At 51.2% G+C, this 12,609-nt stretch carries 11 protein-coding genes; 1 reads left to right on the top strand and 10 read right to left on the bottom strand.

Annotated features, from left to right (window positions below):
* The first annotated feature begins 51 nt into the window (after window positions 1-51).
* On the top strand, window positions 52-1,776 hold the full coding sequence (locus AC6R0R_RS17205) for a SulP family inorganic anion transporter (RefSeq protein ID WP_500627739.1): 1,725 nt from the start codon (window positions 52-54) through the stop codon (window positions 1,774-1,776).
* Between the two features lie 78 nt (window positions 1,777-1,854).
* On the opposite strand, the gene copI is transcribed toward AC6R0R_RS17205, so the two are convergent.
* From copI to AC6R0R_RS17155, 10 genes are all read right to left on the bottom strand, one after another.
* On the bottom strand, window positions 1,855-2,439 hold the full coding sequence (gene copI / locus AC6R0R_RS17200; protein WP_334552381.1) for a copper-resistant cuproprotein CopI: 585 nt from the start codon (window positions 2,437-2,439) through the stop codon (window positions 1,855-1,857).
* Between the two features lie 36 nt (window positions 2,440-2,475).
* Entirely contained in the window at window positions 2,476-5,610 is a 3,135-nt protein-coding gene (locus AC6R0R_RS17195; protein ID WP_334552382.1) for an efflux RND transporter permease subunit, read from the bottom strand.
* Window positions 5,607-7,310 carry an efflux RND transporter periplasmic adaptor subunit gene (locus tag AC6R0R_RS17190; RefSeq protein ID WP_500627602.1) on the bottom strand — a complete coding sequence of 568 codons (1,704 nt, stop codon included), beginning with the start codon at window positions 7,308-7,310 and terminating at the stop codon, window positions 5,607-5,609. The genes AC6R0R_RS17195 and AC6R0R_RS17190 overlap by 4 nt, the downstream gene beginning before the upstream one ends.
* Window positions 7,310-8,692: a TolC family protein gene (locus tag AC6R0R_RS17185; RefSeq protein WP_420378208.1), complete on the bottom strand. Its 1,383-nt coding sequence runs from the start codon at window positions 8,690-8,692 to the stop codon at window positions 7,310-7,312. The genes AC6R0R_RS17190 and AC6R0R_RS17185 overlap by 1 nt, the downstream gene beginning before the upstream one ends.
* Window positions 8,693-8,806: 114 nt before the next feature.
* A complete protein-coding gene (locus AC6R0R_RS17180; RefSeq protein WP_500627601.1) occupies window positions 8,807-9,298 on the bottom strand; it encodes a hypothetical protein in 492 nt (163 codons plus the stop codon).
* Between the two features lie 45 nt (window positions 9,299-9,343).
* A complete protein-coding gene (locus AC6R0R_RS17175) occupies window positions 9,344-9,760 on the bottom strand; it encodes a MarR family winged helix-turn-helix transcriptional regulator (protein WP_500627600.1) in 417 nt (138 codons plus the stop codon).
* On the bottom strand, window positions 9,757-10,686 hold the full coding sequence (dmeF, locus tag AC6R0R_RS17170) for a CDF family Co(II)/Ni(II) efflux transporter DmeF (RefSeq protein WP_500627599.1): 930 nt from the start codon (window positions 10,684-10,686) through the stop codon (window positions 9,757-9,759). Before dmeF ends, AC6R0R_RS17175 begins: the two co-directional genes overlap by 4 nt.
* 94 nt (window positions 10,687-10,780) lie before the next feature.
* A complete protein-coding gene (locus AC6R0R_RS17165; protein WP_500627598.1) occupies window positions 10,781-11,389 on the bottom strand; it encodes an exopolysaccharide biosynthesis protein in 609 nt (202 codons plus the stop codon).
* Between the two features lie 132 nt (window positions 11,390-11,521).
* Window positions 11,522-11,881 carry a PilZ domain-containing protein gene (locus AC6R0R_RS17160; protein WP_487901231.1) on the bottom strand — a complete coding sequence of 120 codons (360 nt, stop codon included), beginning with the start codon at window positions 11,879-11,881 and terminating at the stop codon, window positions 11,522-11,524.
* A gap of 411 nt (window positions 11,882-12,292) precedes the next feature.
* Window positions 12,293-12,514 carry a hypothetical protein gene (locus AC6R0R_RS17155; protein ID WP_334552389.1) on the bottom strand — a complete coding sequence of 74 codons (222 nt, stop codon included), beginning with the start codon at window positions 12,512-12,514 and terminating at the stop codon, window positions 12,293-12,295.
* Window positions 12,515-12,609 lie beyond the last annotated feature (95 nt).

Raw genomic sequence — 12,609 nt, 5'->3', positions numbered from 1 at the left:
AAGAGAGCAACGTTGAACCCGCACTTCATCAGCCAGTGGTTACCTGGACTCATGCAACTGAAGCAGTACCAAAAAGCCTGGCTAGTGGACGACTGCCGAGCCGCATTCTCCGTGGTCGCAGTCGCACTCCCAGTCGCCATCGCCTACGCACAACTCACCGGAGTACCCGCTATTGTCGGCTTATACTCTTGTGTGCTGCCTATGTTGGTCTATGCACTAGTGGGCACTTCACGGCAATTGATTGTTGGGCCCGATGCGGCGACCTGTGCCGTGATTGCCGCCGTCGTCACGCCGCTGGCGGCTGGCGATGCCACCAAACATTGGCAGTTGGTCATGACGATGACGGCAATGACAGGTGGGTGGTGTATTTTAGCCAGCCGTCTCAAACTTGGTATTTTGGCCGACTTTCTCTCTCGTCCGATTCTGCTTGGCCTGCTCAATGGTGTGGCGATCACGATTATCGTTGGCCAATTTGCGAAAGTGCTCGGCCTTAAATATGAGCAGCGTTACCTGCTTGAACGGATGTGGGAAGCGCCACAAATGTTGATGGATATCCATTGGCTCACTCTCGCTCTTAGCCTTGCTACCTTGGTGATCTACTTTCTTGCCAAACGATTTAAACCGAGTTGGCCCGCCGCCATGCTTGCGATTGCGCTGACCACCAGCTTAGTTTGGGCGTTACATTTGGAAGCACAGGGCGTCAGCGTTGTAGGCGTCACCCAAGGCGGTTTACCAGCATTTCAGACACCGGAATTTGAGCTTGGCATTACTCGTGAATTGGTGATGCCAACCCTGAACCTCGCTATGGTCAGCTTCGTGAGTATGATGCTTACTGCGCGAAGCTTTGCCGCAAAAAATGGCTACGATATTGATGCCGACAAGGAGTTTCGCGCCTTAGGTCTCGCCAATATTGCCTCTGCGTTTTCACAAGGTTTTGCCATCAGTGGCGCCGACTCACGCACCGCCGTCAATGATGCCAATGGCGGCAAGTCGCAGTTGGTGTCGATCATCGCCGCGGTGACCATCGCCCTGATCGCGATTTTCATCTACCAGCCACTCCAATACATTCCTATTGCCTCACTAGGGGTCGTGTTGGTGATTGCATCGCTCTCTTTGGTGGATCTACGCGGAATTTGGGCATTGCGTTCACGTGATCGAGATGCTTTTTACCTTGCCAGCATCACCTTTCTATCGGTACTGGTCATTGGCGTAATTCCCGGGATTGCGCTGGCGGTATTACTCGGTTTGTTTCAATTTTTACGCATTGTCATGCGTCCATCCGACCAAACGTTAGGGCTAGATAAGAAAGGCACCATCCGCACTATCGATGACAGTGGCAAAGCCAGTGCGATTCCTGGTATGGTCATCTATCGTTTCAATTCTCCGCTGACCTACTTCAACGCCCCCTATTTCAAGCGGCGGATATTAGACCTGTCTGAGCGCTCTGGGGACATCAGCTGCGTTGTCGTAGATGCCGTATCCAGCTTCACACACTTAGATCTCAGTGTGATGGCGACGCTCTCTGACGTCCATGAAACCTTAAAAAAACGGGGCATTCGTTTAGTGCTGGCAGGTCGCAAGCGGCGCATTCGTCATTGGTGTGAACTGGCCGGTATCAGTACCAGCGACGGCGGCGTATTGCTGCGCGCTGACCTCTATCTCGCCATCAAACTGAGTGGCTGTTACATCAGCGCTGTAGGCGATGGTCAAGTGCCAGCGGTGCAAAAAGAACCCGATCTCGAAGAGGCGCCCAAGCCGATTCCCGAAGTGGCGTAATCCGCCACTATTGTGCTTAGATGTGCGATAAAAAGGAGCAACTGCTGTTGCTCCTTTTCAGTATCAATACAGAGGTGTTTACAAGGTTACACGTTTCACCATGCCCGCTTCTGCATGACCTGGGATGTTGCACGCAAACTCAACGTCGCGTTTACCATGAAAATGCCACAGCAACTGTTTGGCTTTACCCGGTGCAACGGTGACCGCGCTGCCAGAATCGTGCGCGTGATTGCCCATGGATTTCATCATTTCACGATGCTCTAACTGCTCTTTTTGCGATCCGATCGCAAATTCATGTTCGATCTTACCCGTATTCATGACCACGAACTGCACGACATCGTTCGGTTCAATCTGTACCGCTTTTTTAAAGCGAATGCTCATGTCATCAGCCAAAAGGACATGCACTACTTTGTCAGGTTTAGCTCCTTTTGCAGGCATCCCCACCTCAGACATCCCCTCCATCGACATGGATGAATGGTCCATTTTGGTTTGGTCCATCATGTCGTGATCCATCGTTGAGTGATCCATTGTTGCATGATCCATTTGGCTATGGTCCATTTGGTTATGGTCATTGCTCGCATGGTCGTTATGTGCATGATGGCTGCTGGCCGATGCGCCTAATGAGACCAGTGCCATCGTGAGTGCAAGTATTGTCTTTTTCATCGTCTTTCCTTTTTGCTTTGATGCGCTTGCATCGTCTTAATCTTGAATAGAAGCGCGCACTTCTCGCTGCTTCCAAAGTTTGTAAATAGCGGGGAGGACTAACAAGGTGAGCATAAGCGCCGACGCCATACCCCCTATCATCGGTGCGGCAATGCGCTGCATCACTTCCGACCCCGTCCCTTCGCCGAACATGATGGGAATAAGGCCAATAATCACAGTGAGGACCGTCATCATTACCGGTCGTACACGCAGCCCTGCCCCTTCACCGATGGCATGAGTCAAATCATTTATACCCAGCGCCTCGCCCGATTCTTCAGCGCGCAGTTTGGTCGCATGCCACGCTTGGTTGAGGTAGACCAACATGATGACGCCAATCTCCACCGCCACCCCAGCCAACGCAATAAAACCAACGCCAACAGCAATCGAGAAATTGAAGCCAAGGTAGTGCATCAACCACAAACCGCCGACCATGGCGAGTGGTAATGTCAGCATAATGATCAGCACTTCGCCCATTCGGCGGAAACTGAAATAGAGCAGTAACATGATGATCGCGATAGTGATCGGTACCACCACACTCAGCCGTTCTTTGGCGCGTTCCATATACTCATACTGCCCAGACCAGCTCAGTGAATACCCAGGAGGCAGCGCCAGTTGTTCCGCCACTCGCGTTTTTGCCTCTTCGACGTAAGACCCCAAGTCTCGGCCATCAATGTCAACGAAGACCCAACCATTCGGACGGGCGTTCTCGGTTTTGATCATTGGTGGGCCGTCTTCATAACGAATATCCGCCACATCCGCTAATGCCACACGCGCACCGCTTGGTGTAACCAAAGGAAGATTGTTGAGTTTGACCACCGAGTCGCGATAATCCTGCGGATAACGGACATTAATGGGGTAACGCTCCAGTCCTTCGATCGTTTCGCCGACATTCATGCCACCCACCGCTGTTGATACGACCTGCTGCACATCACGGATGCTCAGACCATAACGAGCGGCCGCTCGGCGTTTGATGTCAATGGTCACATAACGTCCGCCTGCCACGCGCTCGGCATACACAGAGGCCGTGCCCTCCACACTATGTAGAATCGGTTCTAGCTGGCTACCAATGGTCTGAATTTGACTCAAGTCTGGGCCGGCAATTTTGATACCGATAGGGGTTTTTATCCCGGTTGCCAACATGTCGATACGCGTTTTAATCGGCATCACCCAAGCGTTTGTGAGCCCAGGGAACTGCACCAGTTCATCAAACTCTTTTCTTAACGATTGCGTGGTCACGCCCTCTCGCCACTCACTTCGCGGTTTTAGTTGAATCACCGTTTCTATCATGGTCAGCGGCGCGGGGTCGGTGGCCGTCTCAGCTCGCCCAATTTTCCCCCAAGCCGTTTTTACTTCAGGTACTGTCATGATGAGCTTATTGGTTTGCTGAAGAACTTCGCGTGCTTTACCAATAGAGATCCCCGGATAGGTGGTAGGCATATACATCAAATCGCCCTCATCGAGCGGAGGAATGAACTCACTACCCAGGCGCGAGGTCGGGTAATACGCCGAAGCCATCAGCACGAGAGCCAGGACAATCATCGCCTTGGGGTAACGCAAACTCATTGACAGCAGCGGTTTGTAAAGTGCGATCAAGCCTCTGTTGATTGGGTTTTTGTGCTCGGGTAGGACATGTCCGCGAATAAAATACCCCATCAATACCGGTACCAAGGTAATAGCTAACCCTGCGGCGGCGGCCATGGCGTAGGTTTTCGTGAACGCAAGCGGCGAGAACATTTTGCCCTCTTGCCCTTCAAGGGCAAACACTGGCACAAAACTTAATGTGATGATCAATAAGGAGAAGAACAGCGGTGCGCCGACTTCTTCCGCCGCTCGGCTTATCACCTGCCAGCGGTTTTTATCGGTGAGCGGCGTTCGCTCAATATGTTTATGCACGTTCTCAATCATCACGATCGCGCCGTCTACCATGGCTCCGATGGCTATCGCTATCCCTCCCAATGACATGATATTGGCGTTGATTCCCTGCCAGTGCATAACGACAAAAGCCGCCAAAATGCCCACGGGCAAACTTAACGCGATGACCAGAGACGAACGGAGATGAAACAGAAACAGTGCACAGACCACTGCCACCACAATGAACTCTTCAGCAAGCTTGTGCCAAAGGTTATCCACGGCGGCATTGATCAAGGTTGAGCGATCGTAGGTCGCCACAATCTCAACGCCCTCGGGCAGGCTGCGCGACAGTCCATCCAACTTCTGTTTGACTTTTTCAATGACCTCACTGGCGTTTTCGCCAAAGCGCATCACAATCACGCCGCCAACCGCTTCACCTTCACCATTGAGTTCAGATATGCCACGGCGCATCTGTGGTCCGAGATTGATCTCCGCGACATCGCCCAGTAAAAGAGGTGTGCCTTGCGGCGTGACTTTGAGCGGTAGAGCGCGGATATCATCAATACCCGTGAGATAACCCGTCGTGCGCACCATGTGCTCCGCTTCCGCGACTTCAACGACCGATGCACCGGCCTCCTGATTGCCATTTTGAATCGCCATATTGACTTGCTGTAAAGTCAAGTCATAGGCGCGCAACTTGGCAGGATCAATCTGCACTTGGTACTGCTTGACCATTCCGCCCACCGTCGCGACCTCTGATACGCCCGGTACGGTTTGCAGTTCGTATTTTAAAAACCAATCTTGCAGACTGCGCAAAGACGCCAGATCGTGTTGGCCGGTTTTGTCTTGCAATACATAACTGTACACCCAGCCCACACCTGTCGCGTCTGGCCCAAGTGTCGGTTTGGCACTACTGGGTAATTTAGGCGCGACTTGGCTTAGATATTCTAATACCCGCGAACGTGCCCAATACATGTCGGTATTGTCATCGAAAATAATGTAGACATACGAGTCACCAAAAAACGAGTAGCCCCGTACTGTTTGCGCACCCGGTACCGCTAGCATGGCCGTCGTGAGCGGATAGGTCACCTGATCTTCCACCACTTGAGGTGCTTGACCTGGGTAGCTGGTTTTGATGATAACTTGCACATCAGAGAGATCAGGAATCGCATCCACCGGCGTTTGCTTGACGCTATACAGACCGCTCAGCACTAAAGCGACAGTGGCGATAAGCACCAAGACTCGGTTGTGCAAAGACCAACGAATAATGGCCGCAATCATAACTCACCTTCCTGCGCATCAAGACGGGTTAGCTGATAGTCCGCCCCCTGTTTCTCAATGAGAAAGCGCACCGTTTGCCCCTCACGAAACGCGCCCAAGGCTATCGTGTCATCGACGGAAAAGTTCATTTCGCCTGCTGGCCAGTTCCACTCAGACACCGCCTGATGACTCAGTGTTACCATGCCAAAATCGGCCATCAACATGGTGATCTCGCCCGTCACCCAAACTTGTGACGGCGCAACTTGGTCACTCACGCTATAATCAACAATCTGATACTGGCCGTTTTGACCTTTTTCCATTTCGAACTCTATCGTCTGACCAACGCTCAGACCCTGCATATCCAACCCAGCATCAAGAGTAAAATTCATCACCATTCCCGGCCAGTTCCACTCAGGTACAGGCTGATGGTTAAGCGTCAGCATACGGTGGTCCGCCATAACCTCCGTGATACTGCCTGTCGCCCAGACTCGCTCTGCAGGCGCTTCAACGCCATTAATGCGGGAGAGATCCGCGCTTTGGCTCGATTCAGAATCAAGCATAAAGTGTGCAGAGGTCACTACGCGATCCCCCGCCTTTAACCCTTTCAACACTTCGACTTTATCACCGGCTTCGCGGCCAACGTCAATGCGCGCCGAACGATATCGACCCTCACCTAACGAGAGAACAATGCGCGTCATTCCGCCAGAGCGAATCACCGCTGATTTAGGGATAATGAGCACCGCATCATCGCTGACGGGCGTTAAGGTGACATTGGCAAACATGTTAGGTTTCAGTTGCCCTTGCGGATTGTCGAATTTCAGACGCACACGTAATGTGCGAGTCTTAGGGTCTAAGATGGGGTAAATGTACTCCACCTCACCTTGCCACTGACCAGTGGGAATGGCGTCCAAACGCATCGTGGCTTGGCTGCCCTGACGGATCCAATGCGCTTGGCGCTCTAGCACTTCTGCATCCACCCAAACCTCACTCAACGGCCCCGCACTTACGGCAGCTTGCGCGGGCGACAAATACCCACCTTCACGGATGTTGAGGCTTGCGATCACGCCATCTGCCGGCGCTTTGATATCAATCGTCTGCGTAGCCTTCCCACGGCGAAGTAGCGCCTTGATTTGTGCCTCATCCACCCCTAACGTCATCAAGCGCTCTTTCGCTCCTGTGATCATTGCGTTGCGCTGGCTTTGGTACGCGCGCAGCAACTCTTCTTGGGCTTTGATTAGTTCCGGTGAGTAGAGGGTAAACAACACCTCACCTTTGCGCACGTGTTCACCTACAGCATTAATGTTGAGTTGCTCAACCCAACCTGCGACGCGAACGTTGGTTTGCCAAAGTTGGCTCTCATCAAAGGCGACATAGCCAACGGTGTCAATGTGAGGGGTCAAGACGCTCATCTGTGCCAACTCAGTTTTGACCCCCAGGTTGTTTTCCACTGCGGGGTTGATGGTCACTGTACCCGCGCTGACATTGTCACCTTGCGCATCCTCGGCATAGACAGGAATTAAGTCCATTCCCATTGGCGATTTACCGGGCTTATCACGTCTATAATTAGGATCCATCGGTGCCACCCAGTAGAGCGGCTCGTCCGCGGCCACACTGACACTGGAATCATGACCATGACTTAGCATTGGCCACCATTGGCTCACGCCAAAGCCGATACCGCCTCCCATCACTAGGGCGAGCGCCGCCACTTTCACTGTACTCATTAATTCGTCCTTCTGGTTGTTTCGGCGCGAGGCGCAAGAGGTTCATCAAAGCCACTCAGCAGTGTGGCGAGTTGGCTATTTACACGGCTTAAGTCCGCGCTAAGCCTTTCTAGCTCGATGGTGAGCGTCAGTTTCTCGCTGGTAGCGACAATCACATCGTTGAACTGAGCGGTATTGTTTTGGTAGCCGCGCTCAATCGCTTCAATACGTGCGCTCGCTTGAGGGAGTAAGGTGTCCTGATAGCGCTCAATACGTTGCGCTAGGTTGTCCCGGTCGACCAACAAGGCATTGACCTGCGCATGCATTTGCTCCAACAGAGCATCTTTTTGCGCTCTGACCGCGCCGACTTGATGTTGCGCCGCAGCCAGCTGCCTGTCTTGGCGATTACCGGTAAACAGCGGGATGTCCATCGTCACATAGGCACTAACGAGATCGGAAGCTGGACCACCACCCATAGACTCGGCTTGGCGGTATGCGTACATCACCTCAACACCAAACTGCGGTGTGTATGCTTGCTCAGCAACTGAGACTTGAGTTTCATTGGCGCGGATCATGGCGTCGTGGACTCTCGCTGCGGGGTGTTGATTCAAGCGTTGATACAGATCGGCATCACTATGTTGGGCTAACAAGGCGTCGAGTGTTGACCACGAAATATCCAGTGAGGCGCTAAGTACCTTGGGACCTTCGGCTTGCAAATCTAACCACTGAGCACCCAACCATTCCGACAATTGCGCCACAATCCGACGCTGCATTTGGGCATTGGCCTGTAACTTGTCATCGGCTTTAGACACTTGCAGCTGAGCATTGAGCAAATCCTGCGCTTCACTTTTGCCAATGGCATAGTTGGTTTCGATGAACTGAGCCATCTCGACCATCAATTGGCGGTTTTGTTCCAATAACTGTTGAGTACGCTGCTGATAGGCAAGCTCTATCCAGAGCTGCGTCATCGCGTTGATGACGTCTCGTTCTCTCAACTCGGCCTGAATTTCGATCCCCATCGCTTGATGATTGGCTCGCTGCTGTTGCAGAGCTAATGTTGAGCCACGTTCAAACTGCTGCATGAGTCCGACCGATAGGTTGGTCATCGGATCCTCATCCAGTTTGAAACTGTCGACGGGTAAGCCTCCGACCCCGAACTTTAGTTTTGGATCCATTAAGGACGATTGTGCGACACCCGTTTCACGCATCGCTTGGGATTGGGAAAAATACTGCTTGCGGTTACTGTCTCTTTCGACGGCGATCTCAATCAAGGTCGACAAGGCATACGCCGATTGACGCTCAGCTTCAGGACGACTGGCGTCTGAAGTGCTGTGAGCAGAAAACGACGTTACCGCGATACTGGTACTGACGGTCAGTACTAGCCAACGATAGCTTTTCTTCACTGTTTATTAATCCATATTGCTGCACGGCACGCGTCACAACACGCACGTGCGAAATCATTGTGCAGCGACCCAGTGACCACACTGACACCGAGCTACTGCGCTAGTTAGGAATCATTAAACGTGTGAAGGTGGCCTAAGAATGCCAATGGGATGCCCGACGCTAGGGTGCGCGCTCAAGGTACTGTATGCAGCGCGATGCGAGGCGAGTTGGAAGTTGATCGTGGTCGCGTAAATAGGGTAAGACACACTGCCGCAGACGGTACTGCAACAACTGTGGACGCGTTCATTGGTCTGGCAATGGTCAACATCAGCCGATGATTGGATAGGTGTCGATGCACTAACGTGCCCCGTATGAGACGCCGTCACAAAAGAATCCGAGCTTTGATGACAAGAGGTGACCATATCAGAGGCATCGACGACCGCAGATGTGGACATCATCACTGACATCAGAGGCGCACTCGAGACATAGCTAGAGATAAGCATTGCCATCATGCTGAGCAGCGTTATCCATGTTGTCTTTAGTGAGTGCATATCATCATCTACAGTTGGGTCGACCTGAACTTGGTGGACAAACAGAGCAATAGTATCGCGCTGTTTATTGAGCATAGTCTAAAGCTTGCCCTAGGGGAAAGGTCAAGCGCTTAATATCAATCAAAACTCCTGATTCATCGCATTAACGCACTGAAGCAACGTCTCAATTTGTTGGGCCTCGAGTCCTTGAGTCAATTCGTTCACCAATTCAAGATGAAGCTGATTGTGGCGCTGATGAATCTCTTGCCCTTGCTCGGTCAAACGAACCACAATCGCTCGGCGGTCGTCAGGGTGCGGGCATCGCTCAATCAGATCTGCGTTGACCAACTTATCGATTTGCACGGTTAGCGTCCCCGTTGTGATTCCAAGTTTTTGCGCCAGTTCTTTCATGCGCAAGGGGCCATGAACCCCTAAGGTTTCAATGGTATGCACTTGGGCTAAGCTATACCCCGTCTCTTTGACGACCGACTGCTCCCAAGATGACAGTTTGTCATAAAATTCAGTCAGTGCGTGATTGAGTTTCGATAACGTGTTCATTGCGGCTCATACTGTACTTCTAACGTTAGGTGATGAATCTTATCAAACTTCTCTAAATGCTGCTTGATCTCTTCTGCCGTCTGCCCGTTAGCGACCCTGAGTGTGATCGCGGCACTGTGATGATGGCCACTAATTTTCCAAACATGTAAGTCCACCACTTCACCGTGACGCACCAGCTCTGACTCCACCTCATCCAGATAGTGATCATCGATGCTTTCATCAAGTAAGATTGGGCTGGTTTGATGAATCAAGGAGAGCGTCCATTTGGTGATCACCAAGGCTCCGACGATACCCATCAAGGCATCAAGCCAATGCCAACCATAGAATTTACCAAACAGCAGCGCCACAATGGCAAGAATAGAGGTCAAGGCGTCGGTCAACACGTGTAAATAGGCGGCGCGCAAATTGTGGTCATGATGATGGTCGTGATGGTCGTCATGGTCGTCATGGTCGTCATGGTCGTCATGGTCGTCATGGTCGTGATGATGATCGCCCAATAACACCATACTGGCAAGATTGACCACTAAACCTATTACCGCGACCAAGATTGCCTCATTAAACTGAATCGGTTGAGGGTTGATCAAACGATGAACCGATTCCACTACCATCAGCAGCGCAACAATGCCCAGAGCAATGGCGCTAGTGTAACCACCGAGCACGCCGACCTTACCGGTACCAAACGAGAAACGACCACTATTGGCATGCCTTTTCGCATAGCGATAGGCAAATAGCGTGATGCAAAATGCGGCGGCATGAGTACCCATGTGCCAACCGTCCGCCAGCAAAGCCATCGAGCCATAGACGGTCCCTGCAACGATTTCCACCACCATGGTGACGACCGTCAGCAGTAAGACATAAAAAGTGCGGGTTTCCCCTTGATGATTGTGGCTGGAAAAACCGTGAGATTGGCAAGATGATGACCGCATGTTACTTTGACCCTCAAACTATTTGACTGTTAATTTAGTTTGATTATCAAACAGTGTCAATAGATTTGTGTGATGCGTTTCTCTCATTCTGGCGTTAGTGAATAAATAGCCAATACCCCATGGTCGTCATCGCCAGTAGCCCGAGAAGTAAGGCAACCATTTGCACTAAGCCATCACGCTCAAGCAAACCCAGCCCCATAAAGATCACCACCAGGGCAGGCGCCAAATTCGCCAAGGGTACCGGGATCGCAATAATCACTCCTAACATAGCCACAATACTGCCGTTCAATCGATCGACAATAGGCGCTTCGGTAAATCGCCATCGTGGGCGGATGTAGCTCTCTATCTCTCGCACTTTAGGCTCAAAGGTTAACAGCGCTTTTTTCACCGCAGCGGCGGGCATCGCACGATCGAGAATCCAACCTGGAAGCCAAGCACGACGTCGCCCTGCCACCATCTGTAAGCCCAAAACGATGATGATGAGCCCTGCAAACAGAGAGACAAACGGCACGATGCTAAAGATGGCCATCAGCACCAAAAATAAGCCGAAGGTGCGATCGCCAAAGCGTTGCGTCAAGCTACGTAAGGTGATGGTCGATTGACTGGCTTGTTCTGCTAATGCGAGGATGACATCAGAGGTGCGCGTTCGGCGCTCATGAGGTACATCAAAAAGAGAATGGGGATCTTGAGGCAATCCGTGCAATGCGGCACTCCAAAGGTTTTGCGTTTTCGGTGGCTAGACATTAGCAGCGAACACGCGGGGTGTATAGCCATCGCTTAACGAAATAACGACGCTTGAACAGGGTGCCGACACGGTGAGTAAGGCGTGAAACCATCACGCCGCTTCGATGGTTTTTAAACGCTCAAAATAGGTAGGATAGGTATTTTTAATGTGACGCTGCTCTTGCACCATATGCTTAAATGTCGGCCCTTTTTTCAGTTTAAGGACGACCTCTCCGCCATCAATACGCAACACGGCTCCCTCAATGGCTACTTGGTTGTCGCAGTGTAGATCCAGAATACCTGCAAGCGATAACCCTTTGTATACTGAGGTAAAATTATTCATCACGACACGAATCCCCCCTTCCGAGACCTCAGTGACGTGAAAACGCTCATCAGAAAAGCGCACACTTGGTCTCGCTCGGCGAGGGTATTTTAAGCGATAGTATTGTCGTTTTTGTTCCATGTCGTTCATGGCTGGCTCCTATTTCGGCCTTAACCCACTCTAACTAGTATAGTTATCGGCAGATAAATAGTAACCTTTATCCTTGATTTATGAGACCTTGCCGCACCCATAACCACCCGCTCTGTTTACGCTGAGCCGCGACGCTGCTCTCGTTTTCCACTTAGCATTAATTCAATTCACACTCTGTTCATTCCCACATCTTCAACTAAACTTTAGAAGTAAGTTGTCTAGGGATGAGAAAACTCCATGTTGATATGCTTTGTCGACTGACATTGTTGACTTCCTGTGATCGGGTCGCGTGATGCGACCTTCTTTTTTTGCCACTCATCTTACCTCAACGAAAAAGCCTGAACGAAAAAGCAGCCCGAGTGGGCTGCTTAGAGTTAGGTTAAACAGAAAAATAACGATTGGAGCAAGGCTTTAATGTTGCCGACCTTCGGGATCCGGTGCAAAGTCGACTTGCTTGTAAATATCGGCCAAAGTTCTATCTTTCAATTTCTTGCTCCGTTTGGCGCGAGCTTCATAGCTTTCATCTTGATGACGAATGGCTTGCTCATGCTCCTTCGCTGATTGAATGAACTCCGGGTCTGACAACGCCTTTTGACGTAGGCGGTTAACGCGTTCAATGGTTTCCCATATCATATTCCACCTCCTTGACTGTTTATACATACAGTATAGTCGATGATCATCAACCGTCAAATTTTACTGGTTATATCCTCAGTGTTTTTTCTCGGCGC

This window comes from Vibrio sp. R12-SW3-ISO1, from assembly GCF_059834005.1.
The sequence above is the reverse complement of the archived record's forward strand: the minus strand, read 5'-3'. Positions and strand labels throughout refer to the sequence as shown.